Here is a 25,537-nt window from a genome sequence, read left to right as displayed (position 1 = left end):
CACGGGGGAGTCGTCCATGGGGAAGACCACGAACGGCGCGCTCTACGACGCGGTCGTCATCGGGGCGGGCTACTCGGGCCTGGCGATGCTGCACCACCTGCGCGAGATCGGTCTGTCCGTCCTCGTCGTCGACGCCGCCGACGGGATCGGCGGCACCTGGTGGGCGAACCGCTACCCGGGCGTGCGGACCGACTCCGAGTACCTCGCGTACGCGTACTCGTTCTCGCGCGAGGTGCGCGAGGAGTGGGACTGGTCCGAGCGCTACCCGCGCGGCGAGGAGATCCGTGCCTATCTCGAGTTCGTCGCCGACCGCCTCGACCTGCGCCGCGACATCCGGCTCGGCGTCGTCGTCGAGCGGGCCGAGCACTCCGACGCGACGAACCTCTGGACGCTTACCCTCGCGGACGGCTCGCGGCTGCGCGCGACGTACGTCGTCTCCGCGACCGGCCTGCTCTCCCGGCCCCTGTACCCGGACCTGCCCGGGCTCGACACGTTCGCCGGGCCGGTCCACCACTCGGCCCGCTGGCCGCACGAGGGCGTCGACCTGACGGGCAAGCGCGTGGGCCTGCTCGGGGTCGGAGCCTCGGGGATCCAGATGCTGCCCGAGCTCGCGGCGGTTGCGGAGCACGTCACCGTCTTCCAGCGCACCCCCAACTACGTGCTGGAGACGACGAGCCCCGCAGTCACGGCCGACGAGCTCACCGCCCTGCGCGCCCGGTACGACGAGGTCTTCGAGCGCGCCGTGCGCCATCCCTTCGGCGTCCCCATGGAGATCCCCACGCGGTCCGCGCTCGAGGTCGACGACGACGAGCGCCGTCGGGTCTTCGAGTCCCGCTGGGAGGCGGGCGGCTTCCGGTTCGCCAACGAGTGCTTCACGGACCTCGTGTCCAGCCCCGAGGCGAGCGAGCTCGCGTCCGAGTTCCTGCGCGGCAAGATCCGCGAGGTCGTCGAGGACCCGCGGACGGCCCGCCTGCTGAGCCCGACGACGTACCGCTTCCTGGGCAAGCGACCCCCGACGGGCCACGGCTACTACGCGGCGTACAACCGCGCGAACGTCGAGCTCGTCGACGTGCTCACCACGCCGATCACGCGCGTGACGCCGCGCGGGGTCGTCGTGGGGGAGGTCGAGCACGCGCTCGACGTGCTCGTGCTCGCCACCGGCTTCGACGCCATGACCGGGGCGCTCACCGCGTTCGACGTCGTCGGGCGGGACGGCGTCACCCTGCGCGAGCACTGGGAGCGCGACGGTCTGCGCACCTACCTCGGCATCTCCGTCCACGGCTTCCCGAACTTCTTCATGTCGCTCGGGCCGCAGACGCCGCTGTCCAACCTCACGGTGCCGGTCCAGCGCGGCGCGCAGTGGCTCCAGCGCGCGCTCGCGTGCGCGCGCGAGCACGGCGTCGACCGGCTCGAGGCCACGCCCGAGGCCGAGGAGTGGTGGCGCGCGGAGACCGAGCGCGCGGCCCGCGCGACCGTCATGTACGAGGAGGGCAGGAAGGCGGGCGCGTGGTTCGTCGGCGGGAACGTGCCCGGCAAGCGCGAGGAGATCGCCGTGTACCTCGGTGGCGGGCACGTCTACCAGGACGAGTGCGCCCGGGCGGAGGCCGAGCACTATGCCGGGTTCCGCCCCGGCGCGGGGCTGCCGTCGTCCCACGTCGTGCGGCCAGAGCCTGCCTCTGCGCCCGCGCCCGCGCCTGCGCCCGACGCCGGTTCGGCGTCCGGGGCGCAGGACACGCCGGTGGCCGCCGGGGTCGGCGGCTGACCGGCGGGTGCGGTGCGCCCCCTGCGTGCACCGCACCCGCCGCTCATGCCGCCGGACGTGCTGCGGCCGACCGGCCGCCCACGCCGCGGTCCGGACCGCTCAGCAGGTCAGGCCCGAGCCCGGGGCCACGCCCAGCACCTCGGTGATCCGCACGTAGCGGTCCACGCGCGACTGCACCGACGCCGGGTTGCCGCCGCCGCACTCGAGCGCCCCGTTGAGCGAGTTGATCGTCTGGCCGAAGCCCGCGCCGGACACCATCGCCTGGTGCGACGTCATCACGCCGGGCCCGTTCTGGGTATTCCAGTACCAGAGCGCGGTCTGCCACGCGACGGACGGGTCCTCCTCGACGAGCCACGGGTCGTTGAGGAGGTCGATGCCCAGGGCGTCGCCGGCGGCCTTGTAGTTGAAGTTCCAGCTGAACATGATCGGCCCCCGCCCGTAGTAGGCCGTCTGGCCGGCCGGGCAGCCGAACGGCTGCTCGTCGTCGCACTTGATCCAGTAGTTCGCCTCGTTGATCTCCTTCACGTACCGCAGCCCGACCGACTCGAAGTCCGCGTGCGTGAGGAACGCCGCGGCCTCGCGCGTCCGGGTCTCGGGCGTCCCCGTGCTGGCGAACGCCGGGTACGCGCCCAGCGCGTCGACGAACCCGTCGTACGTGTAGAACGGGTGCCGCTTCGGGAAGATCGCGTCGAACTCCGCGCGGCTCACCACGAAGTCGTCCCCGCCCCCCGTGCACCGGCCCGCGTCCACCCAGACGCTCGTCGACCCCGGCGTCTCGCGCTGGGTCCACCACCGGGCCGTCCAGTTCCGCCCGTGGTGCGACGCCGTCCTCCCGCCGGTGTAGGCGGTCGTCGGCGACCACGTCGCGGCGCACGCGGTGGCGCTCGCGGCCTGGTCGGCACCCGCGGGGGAGGGACCCGTGGCCGCGCCCGCCGGTGCGGTGACGGACACGGCGAGGACGGCCGAGGTGAGGACGGCGACGACGGTGGTGAGGGCGCGCCGGAAGCGAGTGCTCATGAATCCCCCTGCTGTTGCGGGCGGCATCGTTACCGCCGCTCGCAAACCTAGCGCGCGACGCCGCCGCGCGACAAGAGTCGCTGAGGCGAGCATCCGCGCCTGGACCGACGAGCCCGCTCGGTCACCTCGAGCGCGCCGCCACGACGCGGCCGATCGCCTCTCAGGCCGGAGGCCACTGGCCGGGTCTCTCCGGCTGCGCAGGAACGGTGACCCGCAGGTCCTCGAGAGCGCTCGTCCAGGCCGACTCGTCGATGACCCGCGGGCACTCGAAAGCCAGCTGCACGACGTGGGTCGTCAGGTCGCCCGCAAAGCTCTGCGTGGTGATCGCTCGCGTGACGCCCCTGACTGCCACAGGGCCTCGCGGGGTCGATGCGTCCCAGTCCTGAGCCAGCGCGTTCACCCCGGCCGTCCCCTCGCCCGGCTGCGACGTCAGCGGGAGCAGGACGTTCCGCAGCGCGGACGGGTCAGCCCCCTCGTCGGACTCTCGGAGCGCGGAGAGAAGTTCCTGAGATGCCACGTACTGATCAGCCCGAGGATCGGCGCCGCCCGGATCGGTGTTCTGCGAGAGTGTGCACGGGCCGTGCTCGGACACTCCCTGCCACGCGCTGCGGGCGACGAGGGGGGTCGTCGTGCGCGACGGTCGGAGCGTCGTCACCGTGGTCTCCCCACCCTCTGGCTGCTCGCCGGGCACCTCGGCTCCTTGCCCGCCGGTGCGGTCGCCCCCGCCGTCAGGGCCGTCAGGCGCCTGGCCGGACATGGTCTCGCTCGCTCGGGGCGACGCCGAGGGAGGCGTCGGTGCTTGATCGCTGACGGGCCTCTCCACCGGAGTCCCTGTCGAGGTGCATCCGGACACGGAGAAGATCGCACCGAGGGCGAAGCCCACCAGAATGTCGGCTCGCGTTCGCACGAGTTCCCCCTGAGTCTCCGGTCCGCGCGAGGCGCGACCGCCCTGCCGGCGGTGAGGCGGCAGTCTACCCGGGCCGGTCAGGCTCCTGACCAGCAGCATTTCGCCCGGGCGAGACCCACGGGGGAGCACTCGAGCGCGGTCTCCGGGCGTCGATCGGCCACGGCGTCCCCGCTGCTTCCTTGCGTCGCTCGAGAGCGCGTTCCGGCAGGTCGAGCCCGGCGGCGTCGGCGTCGCGTCTCGACAGAGACTCGCAGGTGGTCGCCATACGACCGGCGCGACGGAGAACGGCCCCCGCCCGTGGTGGGCGTCGCGAGACGCTCACCACGGATGGGGGCCGCGGAGCTCCGAGGTCGGGTCAGACCAGGGAATCAGATGTCGTAGTAGAGCTCGAACTCGTGCGGGTGCGGGCGCAGGCGGATCGGGTCGATCTCGTTGGCCCGCTTGTAGTCGATCCACGTCTGGATGAGGTCCGGCGTGAACACGTCGCCCTGCGTGAGGAACTCGTGGTCGGCCTCGAGGTTGTCCAGCGCCTCGGAGAGCGAGCCGGGGACCTGCTGGATCTGCGCGTGCTCCTCCGGCGGCAGCTCGTACAGGTCCTTGTCGATCGGCTCCGGCGGCTCGATGCGGTTCTTGATGCCGTCGATGCCGGCGAGGAGCTGCGCGGCGAACGCGAGGTACGGGTTGGCCGACGGGTCCGGCACGCGGAACTCGACGCGCTTCGCGGCGGCGGACGAGCCGGTCACCGGGATGCGGATGCACGCGGAGCGGTTGCGGGCCGAGTAGACCAGGTTGACCGGGGCCTCGTAGCCCGGGACCAGGCGGTGGTAGGAGTTCACCGACGGGTTGGTGAAGGCGAGCAGCGACGGCGCGTGCTTGAGCAGGCCGCCGATGTACCAGCGCGCGAGGTCGGAGAGACCGCCGTAGCCCTTCTCGTCGAAGAACAGCGGCTTGCCGTCCTTCCACAGGGACTGGTGCGAGTGCATGCCCGAGCCGTTGTCGCCGAAGATCGGCTTCGGCATGAACGTGACGGACTTGCCGGCCTCGAACGCCTCGTTGCGGATGACGTACTTGAACTTCATCAGGTCGTCGGCCGCGTGCAGCAGCGTGTTAAACCGGTAGTTGATCTCCTGCTGGCCGGCGGTGCCCACCTCGTGGTGCGCGCGCTCGACCTCGAGGCCGACCTTCTCCAGCGTCGCGCACATCTCGTCGCGCAGGTCCGCGAAGCGGTCGGACGGGGAGACGGGGAAGTAGCCGCCCTTGTAGCGCGTCTTGTACGCGAGGTTGCCACCCTCCTCCTCGCGGCCCGTGTTCCACGCCGCCTCGACGGAGTCGAGGTAGTAGAAGCTCGAGTGCTGGTTCGTCGCGAAGCGCGCCTCGTCGAAGAGGTAGAACTCGGCCTCGGGCGCGAAGAACGCCGTGTCGGCGATGCCGGTGGAGCGCAGGTACGCCTCGGCCTTGGCCGCGATGTTGCGGGGGTCGCGGGAGTACGGCTCGCCCGTGAACGGGTCGACGATGGAGAAGTTCACGACGAGCGTCTTGCGCTTGCGGTACGGGTCCACGAACGCGGTCTTGACGTCCGGCACGAGCTTCATGTCCGACTCGTGGATCGCCTGGAAGCCGCGGATCGACGACCCGTCGAACATCAGGCCGTCCTCGAACGCCGACTCGTCGAACTGCGAGACGGGGATGTTGAAGTGCTGCATGATGCCGGGCAGGTCGCAGAACCGGACGTCGACGAACTCGACGCCTTCGTTCCGCGTGAAGGCGATTGCCTCCTCCGCGTTGTTGAACATCCGTTGCTCCTTGATCGGGTGGTGCCGTCGGGCTGCGCGGCGGACGAGCCGCTGACGTGGCGCCCACGAACCTAGGCCGGGGCGGTTTCCCCGCGGTGTACCCATTGTTTCGGTCGTGTTACGTCCCGCGTCCCCGTGTGACGATCGTGCGACACGAGGGCGCGCGGCAGCCGACGTGGGGTCGGTGTGCCGTTCGGCACGATACCGCCGTCCGGCGGCCGGGGGACCGTCCCGTCCACCGCGTGGCACGTACGCTGGTCCCGTGGTTTCACGCGAGGACATGGGTTCGTGGCTCGAGGGCGCCCCGGGCGACCAGCACAGCGGTCGTGGCGCGCGGCTCGGCCTCCCGCCGGAGGGCCCGGGCTCCCTCGCGACGCTCGGACGGCGCGTCGTCGCGCTGGCCATCGACTGGGTCCTCGCGACCCTGGTCGCGTTCCTCTTCTTCCGCCCCGCCGCGCCGGGCTTCTTCGAGGGCATCTCGGCCCTGCCGGTCTGGTCGCAGCCGCTGGTCTTCGCGATCGAGAACGTGCTGCTCGTGAGCACGCTCGGGTTCACCGTCGGCCACCGCGTCATGGGGATCCGGGTCCGGCGTCTCGCCGAGCCGGCGCGCATGGTCGGTCTCGGCCGCGGCGTGCTGCGCACGGTCCTGCTGTGCCTCGTGATCCCGGCGGTCGTGTGGGACGCCGACGGCCGTGGCCTGCACGACCGCGCCGCGGGCACGGTGCTCGTCCGCTCCTGACCACGGGCGGATCTCCGCCCTGACCACGGGTGGCCGGATCCCCACCCCACGCACGACGACCCGGCCGGCAGAGGACGGATCCTCGCCGACCGGGCGTCGTCGTGTGCGGGTGTCGCGTCAGCGCCCCTTGAGGCCCTTGCGGTCCGGGCGGGCCCGCGTCGGGTCGATCCCCTTGGGGATCGGCAGGCGCGAGACGCCGAGCGCGCGCAGGCGCTTGGAGACCTCCGCCGTCTCGGGCTTCGTGAGGGTCGGCTTGAGCTTCTGGACTGCGCGGGGGAGCTTGGGCAGCGCCACCTGGTCCTCGCCGTCGCCGACCTGGATCGTGGTGACCGGCACGTTCGGCAGCACGCGCGCGACGCGCTTGCGCTCGGCGTCGAGCAGACGCTTGGCGCGGTGCGGCGGGCCCTCGCTCACGAGCACCACGCCCGCGCGCCCGACGCCGCGGAACACGAGGTCCTGCGTGCGGGGGTCGATCGCGACGGGCTCCTCGTCGAACGTCCACCCGCGGCGGATCGTGCCGAGCGCGGCGCGCGCGGCGCCGGGCTGACCCTCGATCTGCTGGTAGGCGGCGCGCTCGGCGCGGCGCGTGAGGACGAACATCGCGCCCAGCGCCGCGAACGGGAGGCCGACGATGAGCGTGTAGACCCACTGGCCCCACCACAGGCCGATGCCCAGCGCGACGGCGAGGATGCCGACGAACACGCCGAGCATGACCCACGTGACCGCCGGGTCCTGCTTGCGGGTCATCTGGTAGGCGGCCCACACCTGGTGGTACCAGCGCTGCTTCTTGGGCTTCTTCTGCTTCGCGACCTGCTCGCCGGCGGCGGGCGCGCCGGTGCTGTCCGAGTTCTTGCGGGCCATGCCGGTCAGTCTAGTGGGGTGCGCGGGCCAGCAGGCTCGCGGCCTCCTGGCGGGACGTCGTCGGCTCGGCGAGGTGCGCGAGCGCGGCGGGGATCTCCATGCCGCGGCGCGTCATGGCCTGGCCCCAGAGGCGCCCGGCGCGGTACGACGACCGCACGAGCGGGCCGGACATGACGCCGAGGAACCCGATGGCCTCGGCGGCGTCCGACAGCTCGACGAACTCCTCCGGCTTGACCCAGCGGTCCACGGGGTGGTGCCGCAGCGAGGGGCGCAGGTACTGCGTGATCGTCACGAGGTCGCAGCCGGCGTCGTGCAGGTCCTGCAGCGCCTCCTTCGCCTCGTCGATCGTCTCGCCCATGCCGAGGATGATGTTCGACTTGGTGACGAGCCCCGCCTCGCGCGCCCGCGTGAGCACGGACAGCGAGCGCTCGTACCGGAAACCGGGCCGGATCTGCTTGAAGATGCGCGGCACCGTCTCGAGGTTGTGCGCGAGCACCTCGGGCCGGGAGTCGTTCACCTCGTCGAGCAGCTCGGGGATCGCGTTGAAGTCCGGGATGAGCAGCTCGACGCCGGTGCCCGGGTTGAGCGCGTGGATCTGGCGGACGGTCTCCGCGTAGAGCCAGGCGCCGCCGTCGGGCAGGTCGTCGCGCGCGACGCCCGTGATGGTCGAGTAGCGCAGACCCATCGCCTGGACGGACTCCGCGACGCGGCGCGGCTCGTCCGCGTCGAAGTCGGCCGGCTTGCCCGTGTCGATCTGGCAGAAGTCGCACCGGCGCGTGCACTGGTCGCCGCCGATGAGGAAGGTCGCCTCGCGGTCCTCCCAGCACTCGAAGATGTTGGGACAGCCCGCCTCCTCGCAGACCGTGTGCAGACCCTCGCGCTTCACGAGCCCCTTGAGCTCGGAGTACTCCGGGCCCATGGTCGCGCGGGTCTTGATCCACTCGGGCTTCTTCTCGATCGGCGTCGCGGCGTTGCGGGCCTCGACCCGCAGCATGCGCCGTCCTTCAGGTGCGATCGTCACGGGTGTCTCCCGGTCGTCGTGGCGAGTGAGCGCCGACGTCGCGCCCACCAAGCGGGCGGGCGGCGCACCGTTCGGGTGCGCGCCCTGGTACGACGCCGGACTCCGGTCAGACTACGCGCTCGCGCTCGTCGTCTCCCGCGCGTCGCTCACCCTGTGGACGTGACGTCAACGACACCCCGGTGACGACGAGCAGGACCGCCGCGATGACCGGGAGCGCGAACGCGCTCGTCGTCGACACGGTGTCGGCGAGCGCGCCGCCCCCGGACGCGCCGATCGCGACGCCGACGACGTTCGCGCTGGCCACGAGCGTCATGGCCGACGCCGTGCGCCCGGCCGGCGCGCGCTCGCCCGCGACCGTGAAGACCGTGACCATGACGGGCCCGACGAACAGGCCGGTCGCCGCCACGGCGACGACGACCGCGGTCAACGAGCCGCCCGCGGCCGCGAGCACGAGACCGGCGGTGCCCACCAGGAGCCCTGCCGCGAACGTGATCCATCGGCTGCGCAGCCCCCAGCGACGGGGCAGGGCGACCACGGAGAGCGCGGTGATCGCGGAGCCGACGCCCATGACCGCGTACACGAGCCCCGCGCTGCCCGGCACGCCCGCGTCGCGCGTGAGCGCCGTGAGCGCGGCCTGGGTCCCGCCGAACAGCAGGCCCATGGCGAGCATGCCGACGAGCACGACCGCCTCGCGACGCACCAGTGCGGCCGTCCCGCCGTCCGCGGGACCGGCCGCCGTGCCGTGCGCGCCGGTGCCGGTGCCGTGCGGCGCGGTCGCGCGCGCCGTCGGGTGGAGCGCGAACGCGGCACCGAACACGGCGATGCCGCCGGCCGCGGCGAGCACCGCGACCTGCGGCGAGCCCGCGGACGCGAGGACGCCCACGAGGGCAGGCCCCAGGACGAAGCTCACCTCGTCGGCCGTGCTCTCGTAGCTCATCGCGGCCTCGACGGTGCGCGGCTCGTCCGCCGCGAGGCGCAGCCAGCGCACGCGGGCCAGCGGACCGACCTGAGGAGCGCTCGCGCCCGTCGCCGCCGCGGCGAGCAGCACCGCGGCCGTGGCGCCCGGCGCGGACGCCGAGAGCACGAGGGCCAGCACGGCGACCGTCGCCACCGGCACGCACACGAGCAGGACGCGACGCTGGCCGACACGGTCGGCGAGCGCGCCCTGGGTCGGGCCGCCGAGCGCCGTCCCGAGCGCCGTCGCGGCGGACGCGAGGCCCCCGAGCGCGACCGACGAGGTGGTCGACGACACGAGCAGCAGCGTGCCGATCGTCAGCATGGAGAACGGCAGGCGCGCGAGGAACGCGACGGGGAGGAACGCACGGCCCGCGAGCTGGGGGAGCCGGGCGTAGCCCGTGCGGACGGGAACGCCGTCGGGCGGGGGAGGTGCGGGGGTGCGGGGGCGCGACGCCGCGCGCGCGGGGGTGGTGGTCATGCGGTCCAGGTCCTCGGGGTCGTCCAGCCGCGCGCCGACCCACCCGTACTCCGGCGCGCGAGGATTCCCTGGAGCCCCCAGCCTATCCCGCGAGCGCGGTCGGAGGGGTGTCTGCGGTGTCTGCGGCGAGCAGCGGGACGAGCGCCCTCCCGAGCGCGTCGACGAGGAGCGGCGCCACCTCGGCGAGCGTGACCTCGCGCCCGAGCTCGGCCGTGAGCGACGTCACGTCGGCGTCCTCGATGCCGCACGGGACGATCCGCTCGAACCGCGACAGGTCCGGGACGCAGTTGAGCGCGAGCCCGTGCATCGTCACCCCGCGCGCGACGCGCACGCCGATCGCGCAGACCTTGCGCTCGCGGCGGGTGTCGTCGGCCGCGACCCAGACCCCGCTGCGGCCCTCGACGCGCATCGTCGCGAGCCCGAGGCGCGTGCAGACCGCCATGACCGCGTCCTCGAGCGCCCGGACGTACGCGACGACGTCCACGGGCTCGGCGAGCCGGACGATCGGGTAGACGACCTGCTGGCCTGGGCCGTGCCAGGTGATCTTCCCGCCGCGGTCGACGTCCACGACGGGCGTGCCGTCGTCGGGCCGGTCCGAACGGTTCGTGCGGCGGCCGGCCGTGTAGACGTCCGGGTGCTCGACGAGGATCAGGGTGTCCGGCCGCGTGCCCGCGACGACGTCGTCGTGCACCGCGCGCTGCAGGTCCCAGGCCTCGTGGTAGTCCGTGATCCCCGGCAGCGCGAGCAGGTCCATCGGGCCAGGCTAACGCTCGTCCCCGGGTGTGCGCGGAAGGGTCTCGAGGAGCGTGAGGAGCGCACCGCGCAGCGCGGCGACCTGGTCGTCGTCGAGGCCGCGGGTCGCGAGGTCCTCGGCGGGACGGCGGCGCGCCGCGGCGAACCCGGCCGCGCGCCCGGCGTCCGTGATGGCCACGGCCCGACGGCGGCGGTCGGCGGGGTCGTCGGTGCGCGTCACGTAGCCGGCCCGCTCGAGCCGCGCGACGATCCGGCTCATGGTCTGCTCCGTGACGCCCGACTCGTCCGCGAGGACGCGCTGGGACCGCGGCCCGGCGAGCAGGTGCATGAGGACGGGGAAGCCGGCGTGGTTGAGGTCCCACTGCCCGAGGTGCGCGTTCCACTCCCGCTCGATCCGGCGCGCGACGGCGAAGAGGAGGCGGCCGGTGGCCCATTCCTGCGGGTCGCTGGGGGTGGGGTCGCCGACGTCCGGGTCGACGTGCGGCCCGGTGCGGTCCCTCGGTGCAAGCTCCAACGTGCATTCCTCCTTCCACCATGGCACCATTCCTCAGCATGCTGAGCAATCGGACGGGCGGGTTCCTCCGCGGACTGATCATTGTCGCAGTCATCGGTCTCTGGATGGCCATCGGCGCACTGGGCGGTCAGGCGCAGGGTCGCCTGAGCAGCGTGCAGACCAACGACGCCGCGGCGTTCCTGCCGGCGAGCGCCGAGTCGACGCGCGCTGCCGAGGTCGCGCAGGAGTTCACCGACTCCGAGACGCTGCCCGCGCTCGTCGTCGCGACGACCGGTGACGGGAGCGCGCTCACGCCCGACGACCTCGCGGCGCTCGACGCCTACGCGCAGGCCGTGCCCGGGGCGCCGCTCGAGGGGACCTCGGGCGACGAGCCCGCGACCGTGGGCGACGTCTCGATCGCCGACCCGGTCGTGGTGCCGTCCGAGGACGGGGAGGCGGCGCTCGTCGTCGTCTCGCTCGACGCGTCCGTCGCGTCCGACCGCATCGGGGCGGACGAGAGCAGCGTGAGCGAGCTCGCCGTCGGCGCGCTGCGCGACCTCGCCGCCGCGGACGCGGCCGACGGGGGCCTCGCCGGCACGTCGCTCGACGTGTGGGTCACCGGCCCCGCCGGCTTCGTCGCCGACCTCGTCACGGCGTTCGGCGGGATCGACACCGTCCTGCTGCTCGTCGCGCTCGGCGCGGTGCTCGTCATCCTCGCGGTCGTCTACCGGTCGCCGATCCTGCCGTTCATCGTCATCCTCACGGCCGTGCTCGCGCTGACCCTCGCCGGTCTCGTCGTCTACGAGCTCGCGGCGGCGGACGTGCTGACCCTCAACGGCCAGTCGCAGGGCATCCTCTCGATCCTCGTCGTCGGGGCCGCGGTCGACTACTCGTTGCTCGTCGTGGCGCGCTACCGGGAGGAGCTGCGCCTCGTCCGGTCGACGACGACGGCGCTGCGCCGTGCGGTGCGGGCCTCGGTCGAGCCGATCGCGGCGAGCGCCGGCACCGTCATCGCGGGCCTGCTCTGCCTGCTCCTGTCCGACCTGTCGTCCAACCGCAGCCTCGGCCCGGTCGCCGCGATCGGCATCGCCGCGGCGTTCGTCGCCGCGCTCACGCTCCTGCCCGCGCTCCTGCTGGTCGCAGGGCAGCGGTCCCGCGCGCTGTTCTGGCCGCGCATGCCGCGGTACGACGCCGACCACGCGGCCCACGAGGCGGCGGTGGCCGAGGCGTCGCCCGAGAGCGAGGACCGCGTCAGCATCGACGGGCACGGCGTGTGGTCGCGCGTCGCGAGCTTCGTCGGACGCCACGACCGGCGCGTGTGGATCGTCACGGCGCTCGTGCTGGCGGCGTGCGCGGCGTTCGTGCCGACCCTCGACGCCGAGGGGACCGGCGACTCGGAGGTGTTCCTCGCGGACGTCGACTCGGTCGCGGGCGAGGAGGCGCTCACCGCGCACTTCGAGGGCGTGTCCGCGCAGCCGGCGACCGTCATCGCCCCCGAGGCGGACCTCGACGCCGTCGTCACGGCGGCCGAGGGCACGGACGGCGTCGCCGCGGCGACGCCGGTCACGGACCAGCCCGCCGTCGCCCCCGGTGCGCCCGCCCAGGGCGACCCGCTCGTCGTCGACGGGCAGGTGCGCGTCGACGTCACCACCGAGGCGCCGTCCGACAGCCAGGAGGCCGTGCAGACGGTCTCGGCGCTGCGCGACGCCGTGCACGAGGTCTCGCCCGAGGCCGTCGTCGGCGGGGCCGCGGCCGAGCGACTGGACACCCAGCTCGCCGGTCAGCGCGACCTGCGGGTCATCGTGCCGGTCGTGCTGGTCGTGATCCTGCTGATCCTCGTCCTGCTGCTGCGGTCCGTGCTCGCACCCGTCCTGCTCATGCTCGCGAACGTGCTGTCGTTCGGGGCCGCGCTCGGCGTCGCCGCACTCGTCTTCAACCACGTGCTCGACTTCCCCGGCGCGGACCCGGCCGTCCCGCTCTACGCGTTCTGCTTCCTCGTCGCGCTCGGCGTGGACTACTCGATCTTCCTCATGACCCGGGTGCGCGAGGAGAGCCTGCGCGTCGGGACGCGGCGCGGCGTGCTGCGCGGCCTCGCGGTCACGGGGTCGGTCATCACGTCGGCGGGCGTCGTGCTCGCGGCCACGTTCGCCGCGCTCGGGATCATCCCGCTGCTCTTCCTCGCCCAGCTCGCGTTCATCGTCGCGTTCGGCGTCCTCGTCGACACCCTCGTGGTGCGGTCGCTCCTCGTGCCCGCCCTCGTGCACGACGTCGGTCGTCGCGCCTGGTGGCCGAGCGCCCTCGGGCGTCTGGACCGCGGACCGGGGGAGCCCGGTCAGCCCGCCGGGAGCGGCTCGGCCGGGCAGTCCGCCAGGACGCGCGCCATCGCCTCGGACTCCGACGGCGTGACCGAGAGCTCGTAGGCCGCCTTCACGGCGATCTGCCGGGCGACGTACGGGCACCGGAACGCGTGGTTCGGGGGCAGCCAGGCCGACGCGTCGCGTGCGCCCTTCGACTGGTTCGCCGGGCCGTCGGACGCGAGCAGGTTGAGGGGGTCGTTCGCGAACTCGCGGCGCGTCTCGTCGTCCCAGGCGCGGGCGCCCTTGCGCCACGCGTCGAGCAGGGGAACGACGTGGTCGATCTGTACCGCTGCGCTCGTCGCGTTGCCGCGGCGGAAGTCGATCGTCTCGCCCGTGTACGGGTCCTCGAAGGTGCCCGTGCGGACCTCGCAGACGTCGCCGCGCGTCGAGAAGGTCAGGTCGGCGAGGTCGCGCGCGAGGATGTCGTTGCGGGTGTCGCACCCGTTGCCGTCGACGTCGGCCCACGCCGGGCCGAACAGCGCGCGCTCGTAGCCGGTGTCCGGCCCGGGGCCCTTGACCTCGAGCCCGGCGAGGGCCTCGAGCGCGCTCCCGGCGACCGGCTCGGGGTCGGTGTCCGCCGCGACGGACCGCTGGTTGACGACGTTCGCGACGACGATCGCGATCGCCAGGGCGATGAGGACGTAGCGCAGGACGCTCCGACGAGGGACCTGGCGGCTCGTGGTGCTCAAGGGACGACCTTCCCGAAACCGATTCTCGGCCCGACCCCCGCGAGACGGTACGCAGCGCTCCATATCGGACCAACGCGCACATTCTGCCAGGTCGCCCGGAGTGCTCCGACCCGCGCCCGGCACGCCTCGGGCACCCGTCCGCGACGCGGCTAGATTGGTCCGCATGGACACCGCCGCACGCACGCTCAGGGTCGGGATCGTCGGGTACGGAGGGGCCGGTCGCGGCATCCACGCGCGGCTCGTGCGCGAGGCGGGGCACGTCGTCACGGCCGTCGTCGTGCGCTCGCCGGAGCGCCGCGCCGCGGCCGCGGAGGACTGGCCCGGCGTGCACCTGCACGACGACGTCGACGCGCTCCTCGCCGACCGCGCGGCCTACGACGTCGTCGTCGTGGCCAGCCCGTCCGCGCTGCACGCCGACCACGCGACCGCGCTCGCGCGCGCGGGCGTCCCCGTCGTGGTGGACAAGCCGCTCGCCCTGGGCGCCACGGCCTCGCGCGCCGTCGTCGACGCCGCCGAGGAGGCCGGGACCCCGCTCACCGTGTTCCAGAACCGCCGCTGGGACCCGGAGCAGCTCACGCTGCGGTCCGTGCTCGACCGCGGCGACCTCGGCGGGGTCCACACGTTCGAGCGCCGCTGGGAGCGCTGGCGTCCCGTGCCGCAGCAGCGCTGGAAGGAGAACGACCTCGTCGGCGGCGGCCTCCTCCTCGACCTCGGGCCGCACCTCGTCGACTCGGCCACGCAGCTCTTCGGGCCCGTCACCGGCGTGTGGGCCGAGCTCCGCTCGCACACGACCCCCACCGAGGACGACGTGTTCCTCGTGCTCCACCACGCCCCGGACGCCGACGGGAACGCCGTCGTGAGCCGGCTGTGGGCCGGGTCCGTCGTCGGCGCGCCCGGCCCGCGCACGCGCGTGCTCGGCACGGGCGGCGCGTACGTCGTCACGACGTTCGAGAACGACGCGTCGCCCTTCGAGGTGTTCGACGACGCCGCGCCCGCAGGGACCCTCGGCTGGGTGACGCGCGGGCGTGAGCGTGAGCCCGTGCCCCAGGCCCCCGGCGGGCACGCGGACTTCTACCGCGCCGTCGCGGCGTGGCTGCTCGACGACGGCCCCGTGCCGGTCGACCCGCGCGACGCCGTCCGCACGGCCGAGGTCCTCGACGCCGCGCGTCGCAGTGCCCGGGAGGGTCGCCTGCTCGAGGTGTGACGGGCCGCTCGGCCGGCCCGTCGCGCCCGCTCGGGGTGCGATCCGTCCTGTGGACGACGGCTCTCGGGGGTGCGTCGTGCGGTGGGATGGGGACATGCCGTCGTCGTCCCGCCGCCCGCGCCCGCCCGGGCCGTCCGTCGCCGACCTCGGGCCGTTGCTCGCGGCGGCGGGGTGGTCACTCAGGCGGGAGCCGGGTGCGGTCGGCGGGATGGTCGCGTGCGACGCCGCCGGGACGGTGTGCGAGGTCGCGCTGCTCACGGTGCCCGAGGACGCGGGGGAGCGGGCGGCACTCGTCGAGCACCTGCGCGGACTCGGGGAGGAGCACGACCACCTCGCCGTGGTGCGCGGCGTCGTGGCGGCGGGCGGGTCGTCGCTCGCGGTCCTCCTCGACCATGTCGGCGGGCTGCGGCTCGGCGAGCTCGCCGCCGCGCGCGAGCCGCTCCGCGCGGGAGAGGCGGTGACGGTCCTCGTCCCGGTCGCCCAGGCGCTGACGGCGCTCCACCGCGAGGGCCGCAGCCACGGTCGCCTGGACGCCACCTCGGTCGTCGTCACCTCGGGCGGGAGGGTCGTGCTGCGCCCACCGCTCGCGCCCACGGCGGCCTCGACCGCGGACGACGTCCGCGACCTCGCCCGCACGGTCCTCGGTCTCGTCCCTCCGCCCGCGACGAGCCATCCCGCGCACGCGGCGCCGTCCGACCCCGACGAGGCGCGGGCCCTCGCCGCGCTGCACGCGGAGCTCTCCGTCGCGCTCCGCGACGAGCCTGCCGCCCGTCCCGCCGTGGGGACGTTCGCCGCGCGCTGCTACGACGCGGTCGAGCCCCGGCCGATCGCCATGCCGGACGCCGCCCGCCTCGTCGCCGGTGCCCTGGCGGGCCGACGCACGCCCCCCTCGGTCCTGCCGGGACGGCGCGTGGCCTGCGACGAGGTCGCCGCGCCGGCCGGACGCCGAGGGGCGCGAACGGTCCGCCGCGTCCCGGACCGCCCGGGGCGCGGAGCGCCGCTGTCCGGCCTCCGGCGTGGGGCGAGGGCCGGTGCGCACGCCCGCCCCCCGGACCGGCGGCGCCTCTGGACCGGCCGCACGGCTGTCCTCGTCGGGTGCGCGGGGCTCGTCGCCGCGGTGGTCGTCGCGCTCGCGATCGTCACGCCGTGGCCCTCGCCCGCGCGCGACGACCGTCCCACGACCACCCGCACGGCGGCGGCCGTGGATCCGCCGAGCGACCCCACGCTCGACCGGGCGGACCCGCTCGGCGCGGCGCGCACCCTCACCACGCGGCGGTTGGCGCTGCTCGCCGACGGCGCGGGGGACCTGTCGGCGGTCGTGGTCGCCGGTTCGCCCGCGGAGGCACGCGACGCCGAGCTGCTCGCCGCGCTCGACGGCGTGGAGGTGGTCGGGGCGCGGGCCGAGGTCGGCGACGCCCGGTACGCCGAGCCCGGGACGCCGCCCGTCGTCGGTGCCGGAGAGGATGCCGGGGACGCGACCGTGGCGGTGGACTACGCGATCGCCGCCCACCGCCAGCGCACCGCGTCGGGCGAGGTCCAGGTGCCCGCCACGTCGCGGACCACGGTCGTCCTGGTGCTGCGCTGGACCGACGCGGGGTGGCGCGTCGTCGAAGCACGGTGACCGTGCCCGAGTCCCCGGCCGACCCGTCGGCCGAGCCGTCGTCGAGCGTGCGGGGTCCTGACCCCTGGGCCCGCCGGAGGGGCGAACCGGTCAGCGGCTCTCGACGACCTCGCGCGCGGCGTCCTCCAGGACGGGGTCGGACCACGTGAACCCGCTCGCCTCGAGCACGGTCGGCAGGGCGCGCTGGGAGCCGAGGATGTCGGACGCGAGCTCGCCGAGCGCCACGTGCAGGGCGAACGACGGCACGGCGAGCACGGCCGGGCGGCGCAGCGCCCGGGCGAGCGCCCGGGTGATCTCCGCGTTGGTCGCCGGGTGCGGCGAGGAGAGGTTGACGGGGCCGTGCACGGGCGCGGTGAGGAGGTGCTGCAGCGCGGCGACCTCGTCGCGCAACGTGATCCAGCTCCAGTACTGGGTCCCGGGACCGAGGCGCCCGCCGACACCGAGCCGGAGGAGGGGCAGCAGCCTGCCGAGCGCGCCGCCGTCGGGGGAGAGGACGATGCCGGTGCGGGCGTGCACCACACGGACCCCTGCCTGCTCGGCGGGTGCGGTCGCGGCCTCCCACTCGCGGACCAGGCGCGCGAGGAAGCCGTCGCCCGACGCCGACGTCTCCGTGAGCACCTGGGCGCCCCGGTTGCCGTAGTACCCGATGGCGGAGCCCTGGACCCAGACCGGTGGCGGCGAGTCGAGCCCGGCGAAGGTGCGGGCGAGCAGCCCGGTGGTGCGCGTGCGGGACGTGACGAGCGTCCGCTTGTACGCCGTCGTCCAGCGGTGGTCGCCGATGCCCGCCCCGGCGAGGTTGACGACGGCGTCCGCCCCGGCGAGCGCGCCCGGGTCCAGCCGGCCGGAGTCGGGTTCCCACTCGTGCTCGTCCGAGGTCTGCGGTGCGCGGCGCACGAGGCGGCGCACGTGGTGACCGTCCTCGCGCAGTCGTTCGAGCAGAGCGGTGCCGATGAGCCCGTGCGAGCCCGCCACGACGATGTCCATGGGGGACACGCTACGGGTCCGTGGCGGACTCGGCACGGTCCGCGGGGCGCGCCCGCGGGGCGGACGGAGGGACGCGCGAGGGCCCCGACCGGCGTGCGGTCGGGGCCCTCGTCAGCGTGGCGTCGGAGCAGTCCGGCGCCGTCCGCGGCGGGTGCCGCGGAGCGGGTCCGTCAGAGGCCGACCTCGGCCTCGAACGCGCCCTCCTCGATGCGGTTCTTGATGGTGGTGAGGAAGCGCGCGGCGTCCGCACCGTCGACCAGGCGGTGGTCGTAGGACAGGAAGATGAAGCACGTCGAGCGGATGCCGATCGTGTCGTTCCCGTCCACGTCCGTCACGACGACGGGGCGCTTCGTGATCGTGCCCGTGCCGAGGATCGCGACCTGACCCACCGGGACGATCGGCGTGTCGAAGACGGCGCCGCCCGAGCCGGTGTTGGTGATCGTGAACGTCGCGCCCGCGAGCTCGTCCGGGCCGACCTTGTTGGCCCGCGTGCGCGCGCCGAGGTCGGCGATCTTGCGCGCGATGCCGGCGAGGTTGAGGTCGCCCGCGTCCTTGATGACGGGGACGACGAGGCCGCGCTCGGTGTCGACCGCGATGCCCACGTTCTCCTGGCCGTGGTACGTGATCTCCTCCTCGGCGAAGGTCGCGTTGATCTTCGGGTAGGCCTTGAGCGCCTCGACCGCGGCGAGCGTGAAGAACGGCAGGAACGTGAGGTTCGCACCCTCGCGCGCCTTGAAGTCCGCCTTCGCGCGGTTGCGCAGGGCGGCGACGCGCGTGACGTCGACCTCGACCGCCGTCGTGAGCTGGGCCTGCGTGCTCAGCGCCTCGACCATGCGGCTCGCGACGAGCTTGCGCAGGCGGCTCGTCTTCTCGGTCGTGCCGCGCAGCGGGGAGACCGCCGGGACCGATGCCTTCTTCGGAGCGCCACCGGCCGCGGGGGCGGCGGGGGCGGCAGCGGCGGGCGCCGCCTTGGCCTCCTCGGCCTTGCGGGCTGCCTCGAGCACGTCCTCCTTGCGGATGCGGCCGCCGACGCCCGTGCCCGTGAGGGACGAGAGGTCGACGCCCTTGTCCGCGGCGAGCTTGCGCACGAGCGGCGTGAGGTAGGTGCCACCGGCCTTGGCGGCCGGGGCCGGGGTCGCACCCGGAGCCGACGGCGCGGCCGGCTTCTCGGTGGCGGGGGCGCTCGTCGACGGGGCGGGCGTCTCCTCCTGCGCGGCCTGCGCGGGGACGTCCGCCTCGCTCGCCGGGGTGCGCGCCTCGGTCGGCGCCTCCTCCTGCTTCGGCGCCTCCTGCTTCGGCGCCTCCTGCGCGGGCTGCTCGGCCGGAGCGGCGGGGGCCGCGGCCGGGGCGGCACCGGAGCCGACGATCGCGAGCACGGCGCCGACCTCGACCGTCTCGTCCTCCTGGACGAGGATCTGCTGGACGGTGCCCGCGACGGGCGACGGGACCTCGGTGTCGACCTTGTCGGTCGAGACCTCGAGCAGCGGCTCGTCGACCTCGACGGTGTCGCCGACCGACTTGAGCCACCGCGTGACGGTGCCCTCGGTGACGGACTCGCCGAGCGCCGGGAGCTTGATCTCCTCGCCGCCACCGGCGGAGTCGCCGGAGGGCGCGGGCTGCTCGGCCGGGGCCGGGGCGGCGGGCGCCTCCTGGGCGGCGGGCTGCTCGGGCTCCGGCTCGGCCTGGGGGGCCGGAGCCTCGGCCTCGGCCTCGGCGGGGGCCGGCGCGGAGCCGCCACCGCCCGAGCCGTCGCCGATCACGGCGAGGTTCGCGCCGACCTCGACGGTCTCGTCCTCCTGGACGAGGATCTGCTCGAGCGTGCCCGCGACGGGCGACGGGATCTCGGTGTCGACCTTGTCGGTCGAGACCTCGAGCAGCGGCTCGTCGACGGCGACGGTGTCGCCGACCGACTTGAGCCAACGGGTGACGGTGCCTTCGGTGACGGACTCGCCGAGGGCCGGCATCTGCACGTTCTCAGACATGACCTGCCTGGTCTCCTTCGATCGTTGGGGTCAGTTGTGGGCGTGCAGAGGCTTGCCGGCCAGGGCCAGGTGCGCCTCTCCGAGTGCCTCGTTCTGGGTGGGGTGGGCGTGGACCAGGGCGGCGACGTCCTCGGGGTACGCCTCCCAGCCCACGATGAGCTGGCCCTCGCCGACGAGCTCGCCGACGCGGGCACCGATCATGTGCACGCCGACGACGGGACCGTCCTTGCGGCGCACGAGCTTGACGAAGCCGCTCGTCCCGAGGATCTTGCTCTTGCCGTTACCGGCGAGGTTGTACTCGAGGGACTCGACCTGGTCGGCCCCCCACGTCTCCACGGCGTCGGCCTCGGTGACGCCGACCGAGGCGACCTCGGGCTCGCAGTACGTGACGCGCGGGATCGACGACTCGACGATCGGCGTCGGGTCGAGGCCCGCGATCTGCTCCGCGAGGAAGATGCCCTGCGCGAAGCCGCGGTGGGCGAGCTGGAGGCCGGGGACGATGTCGCCCGCGGCCCAGATGTTGCCGACGCCGGTGTGCAGGCGCTCGTCCACGATCACGAAGCCGCGGTCGAGCGTGAGGCCCTGCTCCTCGAACCCGAGGTCCGCGGTGCGCGGGCCGCGTCCGACGGCGACGAGCAGCAGCTCGGCCTCGAACGTCTTGCCGGATTCGAGCGTGACGGTGACCCCGGAGTCGGTCTCCTTGACGCCCGCGAACCGGTCGCCGAGCGAGAACGCGATGCCTCGCTTGCGGAACGCGCGCTCGAGCGCCTTCGACAGCGCCACGTCCTCGTTCGGCACGAGGTGGGGCAGCGCCTCGACGATCTGGACGTCGGCACCGAACGACTTCCACACGCTCGCGAACTCGACGCCGATGACGCCGCCGCCGAGCACGACGACCGACTTCGGCACGCGGTCGAGCCGCAGCGCCTGGTCGGACGTGACGACCCGGCCCCCGATCTCGAGACCGGGCAGCGACCGCGCGTACGAGCCGGTGGCCAGCACGACGTGGCGTCCGGTGTAGCGGGTGCCGTCGACCTCGACGGTGTCCTTCGACACGAGGCGCCCGTGGCCCTCGACGAACGTGATGCCGCGCGAGGAGACGAGTCCCTGCAGGCCCTTGTACAGGCCGGCGACGACGCCGTCCTTGTACGCGTTGACCCCCGCCATGTCGATGCCCTCGAGCGTGCTGCGCACGCCGAACTTCGCGCCCTCGCGGGCGCCGTCGGCGAGCTCGGCCGCGTGGAGCAGCGCCTTGGTGGGGATGCACCCGTTGTGCAGGCAGGTGCCGCCGAGCCGGCCCGACTCGACGAGCGCGACGTCGAGACCGAGCTGGGCGGCACGCAGCGCGGTGGCGTAGCCGGCGCTGCCTCCGCCCAGGACGACGACGTCGAATGGTGTGCCGGGTTCGGCCACGTGCGACTCCTTCAGCGAGGGGAGAGCGAGAGCGGGCGTCCACGGCACGACGGCGGGCCGGACGGGAACCGCTGACCCACGGTGCGTGAACGTTCTCCGGGAGCCATCTTGGCACCTCGGGGACGGGCTCCCCAATCGAAACCCGGGCCGTGCGGCTGTGACGATGGAGACAGCGCGCCCACCGTATGACCAGGGTCACGCTGTACCCTGCCGCTGTGCCCCGGCTGCCCAAGCTGTCCAGCCTGTTCTCCCGCCGTCCCGCGACGACCTCGTCATCGACGGGTGGCGCGGCCGCGCCGTCGGACGCCCGCCGCGCGACGCTCGCGCACCTGCAGGAGTTCGTGCGCACGCGCGTCGGTGTCGAGGCCTACGTCGAGCCGCCCACGCCGGACACGGGCGCGACGCTCCTGCTCATCGCGACGACGGGGGAGTGGACGCGTCGACGTGTCCCGGACGAGCGCACGGCGTTCGACGTCGCCGGCTCCCTGGGCGTCCCGGTCTACAACGTGCGCTTCACCGGGTACCCGCAGCGCATGCGGGACTGGAACTCGCGCCAGCGGCAGCGCCGGAGCTCCTGACCGGGCGGCGCCGCGCCGGGCCGAGCAGGCGGTCGTGGTCCGTCAGGTCGCCCGGAGGCACCAGGACCACCTGCTCGGCAGAGGGGTCAGCGGCGGGCGCGGCCCTCGACCAGGCCGAGCAGGGTGCGGACGGCGACACCCGTGCCGCCGACCGGCGTGTACCCGTGCGCGGAGCCCTCGTTGAACGCCGGGCCGGCGATGTCGAGGTGGGCCCACGGCGTCTCGCCGACGAACTCCTGGAGGAACAGCCCGGCGACGAGCATCCCGCCGAACCGGTCGCCGATGTTGGCGAGGTCCGCGACCTTCGACTTCAGCGACGCGCCCAGCTCCTCGGGCAGCGGCATCGGCCAGAACTGCTCGCCCGCGGCCTCGGCCGCCGCGACGACCTCCGCGCGCACGTCGTCCGCGCCCATGACCGCGGAGACCCGGTTGCCGAGCGCGACCATCTGGGCGCCGGTGAGCGTCGCGACGTCGAGCACGACGTCGGGCTTCTCCTCGACCGCGGCGACGAGGCCGTCGGCCATGACGAGGCGGCCCTCGGCGTCGGTGTTGAGCACCTCGACCGTCTTGCCGCCACGGATCGTGATGACGTCGGACGGGCGCTGCGCGGTGCCGGACGGCATGTTCTCCGCGAGGCACAGCCAGCCGGTGACCGCCACGGGCAGGCCCAGGCGCGCGGCCGCGACGACGGTCTGGAGCACCGCGGCGGCACCGGCCATGTCGGACTTCATCGCCTCCATGCCCTTCGCGGGCTTGATGGAGATGCCGCCCGAGTCGAACGTGATGCCCTTGCCGACGAGCGCGACCTTCGCCGCGGGACGCGACGGCGTGTAGGCGACCTTGACCAGACGCGGCCCGCGCGCCGAGCCCTGACCGACGCCGACCAGGCCGCCGTACCCGCCCGCGGCGAGCGCCTTGTCGTCGAGCACCGTGACCTTGAGGCCCTTCGCGCCGGACTCCTTGACGGCCTGCTTCGCGACGTCGGCGAACGCGGCCGGGTACAGGTCGTTGGGCGCCGCGTTGACGAGGTCGCGCGTCGCGTTGACCGCGGCGGCGACGACGGTCGCGCGCTCGACGGCGGCCTTCGCCGCGGCGCTGCGCGCGTTCGCCGCGAGGATCTCGACGGTCGCGGGCGGACGGCTCCCGGCCGACGTCGCGGCCTCGCCCGTGCGGTAGCGCGCGAACGTGTACGTGCCCAGGAGCGCGCCCTCGGCCACGGCGGCGAGCTGGGCGTCGTCCTCGACGGGCAGCGCGACGGCGACCGACGTGGTGCCGGCGAGCGCGCGCAGCGCGGCCCCCGCGGCACGACGCAGCGCCTCGGCGCCGAACGTGCCGTCGGCGCGACGGGCGCCGAGGCCCACGAGCACGAGCACGCCCGCCTTGAGGTCGGGACCGGCGGGGACCTTGCGGACCTCGTCGGCGGCGCCCGTGATACCGAGCGCGGGTGCGAGGTCCTCGAGGGCGGCGACCACCGGGCGGGGCAGGTCGCCCCCGACGATCGCGACGCCGTCGGACGTCGTGTGGGTGCCGACGACGAGCGCGTCGACCTTGGCACCGGCGGGATTCTTGCTGGAGACGGTCAGTTCAGCCACCCCGCGATGCTATCCCCGGCCGCACGCCGGGTCCGCCGGGGCTGTGGACGATTCCCGCGCCGCCCACCGCCCCCGGTACGCTCGGCGGCGTGGTCCTCCCCCTCCTGCTCCTCGTGGTCGCGGCGTGCGTCGCGCTCGCCGCCTGGGCGGTCGTGTTCGTCGCACGCGACCGCGCGGTGATCCTCCGCCAGCTCTGGGGCGCCGCGGTGATCGAGGGGCTGATCCTCGTGCAGGCGGTCGTGCTCGGTGTGCTCGGCGCGACGGGGACGGCGCCCAGCGACCCGGTCCTGCTGTGGGGCTATCTCGTGACCGCACTCGTCATCCTGCCCGTCGCCGCGCTGTGGGCCTTCGCGGAGCGCTCGCGCTGGAGCTCCGTCGTGCTCGCGGTCGCCGCGCTCACGGTCGCGTTCCTCGAGTGGCGTCTGTGGCAGATCTGGAACGCCTGACCTGGAGGTCCTCGCCATGAGCGCACCTGCCGCCCCCGACGGGTCGGACCCGTCGGCGACGCCCGCAGGGAGCGGGCGCCCGGCCGCGCCGTCGGGACGGCGCCGCACCAACGCCGGCTTCGGCCGGGTGCTCGTCGCTGTCTACGGGATCTTCGCGCTCGCCGCGACGGCCCGTGCCGGGGTCCAGCTCCTGCGCGACTGGCACGAGGCGCCGCTCGCCTACGCGCTGTCGGCGCTCGCGGCGGCGGTCTACGTCGTCGCGACGATCGCCCTCGCGCGCGGCGGCCGGGTCGCGCGTCGCGTCGCGTGGCTCGCCGTGGGCGTCGAGCTCGTCGGCGTCCTGACCGTGGGTGCGTTCTCGCTCGCCGACCCGGAGGCCTTCCCGCGCGCGACCGTCTGGTCGGGCTTCGGTCAGGGCTACGGGTACGTCCCGCTCGTGCTGCCGTTCGTCGGGCTCTGGTGGCTCTGGCGCACCCGGCCCGCCGGTCTCGGCGGGGCGACCCCGCACCCCACCACCCGCACCCCTGTCACCGACGCCCCGGAGGACGCCGCATGACCCGCCGCCGCCCGCTCCTCTACGGACTCCTCTTCGACACCGTGTTCCGCCGGATGGACCCCGAGCGGGCCCACCACGTGGCGTTCGACCTCATCGGGTTCGCCGGACGCGTCCCCGTCCTGCGCGACGTCGTCCAGGGTGCGCTCGCGCCCTACCTGGGCCGCGCGGCGGGGGGCCGGGGGAGCGTCGAGGTGCTCGGCAAGGTCTTCCCGGCGCCGTTCGGGCTCGCGGGCGGCTTCGACAAGGACGCCCGGGCGGTGCGCGGGCTGACGATGCTCGGCTTCGCGTTCGTCGAGATCGGCACCGTGACCGCGCGCCCCCAGCCCGGCAACGAGCGGCCGCGCCTGTGGCGCGAGCTCGACGTCCAGGGCGTGCGCAACCGCATGGGGTTCAACAACGAGGGCGCCGAGGCGGCCGCGCGCCGGCTCGCGGCCCTGCGCTCGACGCGGGGCGGGCGGGCCGTGCTCGTGGGGGCGAACATCGGCAAGACGAAGGTCACGCCCGCCGAGGAGGCGGCCGCGGACTACGCGACGAGCGCGGGCCTGCTCGCGCCGTACGCGGACTACCTCGTGGTGAACGTATCGTCCCCGAACACCCCGGGCCTGCGCGACCTCCAGGAGGTCGAGTCGCTGCGGCCGATCCTCGTGGCGGTGCGCGAGGCGGCCGATGAGGCCACCGCGGACGCGGGCGTCGACCGGGTGCCGCTGCTCGTGAAGATCGCCCCGGACCTCGCGGACGAGGACGTCGACGCCGTCGCCGACCTCGTGGACGAGCTCGACCTCGACGGCGTCGTCGCCGTGAACACGACGATCGGGCACGACCGCGGCCCCGGCGGCCTCTCGGGTCCGCCCGTCCGCGCGCGCGGCCTGGCCGTCGTCGCGCGCCTGCGCGAGCGGCTGGGGCCGCAGCGCGCGATCATCGGCGTCGGGGGGATCACCACCGCGCACGACGCGCGCGACTACCTGCACGCGGGCGCGGACCTCGTGCAGGGGTACACCGGGTTCCTCTACCAGGGCCCGTTGTGGGCGGCGCGGATCAACCGCTCGCTCGCGCGGTACCCGGAGCCGGGCGCGCACGTGCGGGGCGCCGACGCGAAGGAGGCACGATGATCCGGCCGCAGTGGGTCTGGGAGCTCGACGACGCCGAGGGGCGCGCCCTCGCGGCTCCGGTGAGCCCCGTCTTCACCACGCAGTACGACGCCGAGCAGTGGCTCGGCGAGACGTGGCGGAGCCTCGCCGCGGAGGGGGCCGCCGCCGCACGGCTCCTGCACGACGGGAGCCAGGCGACCGCGACGGTGGAGCTGCGCGTCCCCTGACCGGGTCGCCGGCCGCCCG

The 25,537-nt window shown here is 74.5% G+C and carries 23 protein-coding genes; 10 read left to right on the top strand and 13 right to left on the bottom strand.

Features of this window, described 5'->3' with window-relative positions; genetic code table 11:
* Positions 1–16: 16 nt before the first annotated feature.
* Positions 17–1,762 carry a flavin-containing monooxygenase gene (locus AC3WT4_RS02135; RefSeq protein WP_492314567.1) on the top strand — a complete coding sequence of 582 codons (1,746 nt, stop codon included), beginning with the start codon at positions 17–19 and terminating at the stop codon, positions 1,760–1,762.
* A gap of 99 nt (positions 1,763–1,861) precedes the next feature.
* Here the strand turns inward: AC3WT4_RS02135 and AC3WT4_RS02130 are convergent, their stop codons facing one another.
* The 3 genes from AC3WT4_RS02130 to glnA form a co-directional block, all read right to left on the bottom strand.
* Positions 1,862–2,779 (bottom strand): glycoside hydrolase family 19 protein, encoded by a 918-nt coding sequence (locus AC3WT4_RS02130; protein ID WP_257419291.1) that lies wholly within the window; start codon positions 2,777–2,779, stop codon positions 1,862–1,864.
* A gap of 160 nt (positions 2,780–2,939) precedes the next feature.
* On the bottom strand, positions 2,940–3,470 hold the full coding sequence (locus tag AC3WT4_RS02125) for a hypothetical protein (protein WP_257419290.1): 531 nt from the start codon (positions 3,468–3,470) through the stop codon (positions 2,940–2,942).
* Between the two features lie 584 nt (positions 3,471–4,054).
* The gene (gene glnA / locus AC3WT4_RS02120; protein ID WP_061269191.1) at positions 4,055–5,479 is read right to left on the bottom strand and encodes a type I glutamate--ammonia ligase; all 1,425 of its coding nucleotides are present in this window, start codon (positions 5,477–5,479) and stop codon (positions 4,055–4,057) included.
* A 262-nt stretch (positions 5,480–5,741) separates the two neighbouring features.
* Here glnA and AC3WT4_RS02115 point away from each other — a divergent pair, with 262 nt between their 5' ends.
* A complete protein-coding gene (locus AC3WT4_RS02115; protein WP_074809558.1) occupies positions 5,742–6,218 on the top strand; it encodes an RDD family protein in 477 nt (158 codons plus the stop codon).
* A gap of 117 nt (positions 6,219–6,335) precedes the next feature.
* On the opposite strand, the gene AC3WT4_RS02110 is transcribed toward AC3WT4_RS02115, so the two are convergent.
* From AC3WT4_RS02110 to AC3WT4_RS02090, 5 genes are all read right to left on the bottom strand, one after another.
* Positions 6,336–7,079, bottom strand: coding sequence for a DUF4191 domain-containing protein (locus AC3WT4_RS02110; RefSeq protein ID WP_492314566.1), 744 nt, complete (start codon positions 7,077–7,079; stop codon positions 6,336–6,338).
* Between the two features lie 10 nt (positions 7,080–7,089).
* Positions 7,090–8,100, bottom strand: coding sequence for a lipoyl synthase (lipA, locus tag AC3WT4_RS02105; protein WP_400112333.1), 1,011 nt, complete (start codon positions 8,098–8,100; stop codon positions 7,090–7,092).
* A gap of 106 nt (positions 8,101–8,206) precedes the next feature.
* Positions 8,207–9,535 (bottom strand): MFS transporter, encoded by a 1,329-nt coding sequence (locus AC3WT4_RS02100; RefSeq protein WP_492314565.1) that lies wholly within the window; start codon positions 9,533–9,535, stop codon positions 8,207–8,209.
* An 82-nt stretch (positions 9,536–9,617) separates the two neighbouring features.
* A complete protein-coding gene (lipB, locus tag AC3WT4_RS02095; RefSeq protein ID WP_492314564.1) occupies positions 9,618–10,289 on the bottom strand; it encodes a lipoyl(octanoyl) transferase LipB in 672 nt (223 codons plus the stop codon).
* Positions 10,290–10,298: 9 nt separating this feature from the next.
* Positions 10,299–10,802: a MarR family winged helix-turn-helix transcriptional regulator gene (locus AC3WT4_RS02090; RefSeq protein WP_257418696.1), complete on the bottom strand. Its 504-nt coding sequence runs from the start codon at positions 10,800–10,802 to the stop codon at positions 10,299–10,301.
* 104 nt (positions 10,803–10,906) lie between these two features.
* Here AC3WT4_RS02090 and AC3WT4_RS02085 point away from each other — a divergent pair, with 104 nt between their 5' ends.
* On the top strand, positions 10,907–13,201 hold the full coding sequence (locus AC3WT4_RS02085; protein ID WP_492314563.1) for an MMPL family transporter: 2,295 nt from the start codon (positions 10,907–10,909) through the stop codon (positions 13,199–13,201).
* On the opposite strand, the gene AC3WT4_RS02080 is transcribed toward AC3WT4_RS02085, so the two are convergent.
* Positions 13,114–13,827, bottom strand: coding sequence for an HNH endonuclease family protein (locus AC3WT4_RS02080; RefSeq protein WP_074809542.1), 714 nt, complete (start codon positions 13,825–13,827; stop codon positions 13,114–13,116). The genes AC3WT4_RS02085 and AC3WT4_RS02080 overlap by 88 nt on opposite strands.
* 163 nt (positions 13,828–13,990) lie before the next feature.
* Here AC3WT4_RS02080 and AC3WT4_RS02075 point away from each other — a divergent pair, with 163 nt between their 5' ends.
* On the top strand, positions 13,991–15,031 hold the full coding sequence (locus AC3WT4_RS02075; protein ID WP_257418694.1) for a Gfo/Idh/MocA family protein: 1,041 nt from the start codon (positions 13,991–13,993) through the stop codon (positions 15,029–15,031).
* 94 nt (positions 15,032–15,125) lie between these two features.
* Positions 15,126–16,652, top strand: a complete 1,527-nt coding sequence (locus AC3WT4_RS02070) for a hypothetical protein (protein WP_492314562.1) — start codon at positions 15,126–15,128, stop codon at positions 16,650–16,652.
* Positions 16,653–16,742: 90 nt separating this feature from the next.
* Here the strand turns inward: AC3WT4_RS02070 and AC3WT4_RS02065 are convergent, their stop codons facing one another.
* The 3 genes from AC3WT4_RS02065 to lpdA all read right to left on the bottom strand — a co-directional run bounded on the left by AC3WT4_RS02065 (position 16,743) and on the right by lpdA (position 21,031).
* On the bottom strand, positions 16,743–17,636 hold the full coding sequence (locus AC3WT4_RS02065; protein WP_492314561.1) for a TIGR01777 family oxidoreductase: 894 nt from the start codon (positions 17,634–17,636) through the stop codon (positions 16,743–16,745).
* Positions 17,637–17,806: 170 nt separating this feature from the next.
* Positions 17,807–19,618 (bottom strand): 2-oxoglutarate dehydrogenase, E2 component, dihydrolipoamide succinyltransferase, encoded by a 1,812-nt coding sequence (gene sucB, locus AC3WT4_RS02060; RefSeq protein WP_492314560.1) that lies wholly within the window; start codon positions 19,616–19,618, stop codon positions 17,807–17,809.
* A gap of 30 nt (positions 19,619–19,648) precedes the next feature.
* Positions 19,649–21,031: a dihydrolipoyl dehydrogenase gene (gene lpdA / locus AC3WT4_RS02055; protein WP_492314559.1), complete on the bottom strand. Its 1,383-nt coding sequence runs from the start codon at positions 21,029–21,031 to the stop codon at positions 19,649–19,651.
* A gap of 224 nt (positions 21,032–21,255) precedes the next feature.
* Between lpdA and AC3WT4_RS02050 the strand changes: the two genes are divergently transcribed.
* Positions 21,256–21,609, top strand: coding sequence for an oxidoreductase (locus tag AC3WT4_RS02050; RefSeq protein WP_492314775.1), 354 nt, complete (start codon positions 21,256–21,258; stop codon positions 21,607–21,609).
* 86 nt (positions 21,610–21,695) lie between these two features.
* Here the strand turns inward: AC3WT4_RS02050 and AC3WT4_RS02045 are convergent, their stop codons facing one another.
* Positions 21,696–23,201, bottom strand: a complete 1,506-nt coding sequence (locus tag AC3WT4_RS02045) for a leucyl aminopeptidase (RefSeq protein WP_108048337.1) — start codon at positions 23,199–23,201, stop codon at positions 21,696–21,698.
* 89 nt (positions 23,202–23,290) lie between these two features.
* On the opposite strand from AC3WT4_RS02045, the gene AC3WT4_RS02040 reads away from it, so the two are divergent.
* Genes AC3WT4_RS02040 through AC3WT4_RS02025 form a run of 4 tightly spaced genes read left to right on the top strand, consistent with a single transcriptional unit; the run spans position 23,291 to position 25,518 of the window.
* Positions 23,291–23,647 (top strand): hypothetical protein, encoded by a 357-nt coding sequence (locus AC3WT4_RS02040; RefSeq protein WP_108048335.1) that lies wholly within the window; start codon positions 23,291–23,293, stop codon positions 23,645–23,647.
* Between the two features lie 16 nt (positions 23,648–23,663).
* Complete coding sequence (locus tag AC3WT4_RS02035; RefSeq protein ID WP_492314558.1) at positions 23,664–24,203, top strand: hypothetical protein; 540 nt, start codon at positions 23,664–23,666, stop codon at positions 24,201–24,203.
* The gene (locus AC3WT4_RS02030; RefSeq protein ID WP_492314557.1) at positions 24,200–25,312 is read left to right on the top strand and encodes a quinone-dependent dihydroorotate dehydrogenase; all 1,113 of its coding nucleotides are present in this window, start codon (positions 24,200–24,202) and stop codon (positions 25,310–25,312) included. The genes AC3WT4_RS02035 and AC3WT4_RS02030 overlap by 4 nt, the downstream gene beginning before the upstream one ends.
* On the top strand, positions 25,309–25,518 hold the full coding sequence (locus AC3WT4_RS02025) for a hypothetical protein (protein ID WP_034652937.1): 210 nt from the start codon (positions 25,309–25,311) through the stop codon (positions 25,516–25,518). Before AC3WT4_RS02030 ends, AC3WT4_RS02025 begins: the two co-directional genes overlap by 4 nt.
* The last annotated feature ends 19 nt before the right edge of the window (positions 25,519–25,537 follow it).

This window comes from Cellulosimicrobium sp. EB106-03-01-XG111 (genome assembly GCF_058792115.1).
Note: the sequence above shows the minus strand (reverse complement) of the source record. Positions and strands in the feature narration are given on the sequence as shown.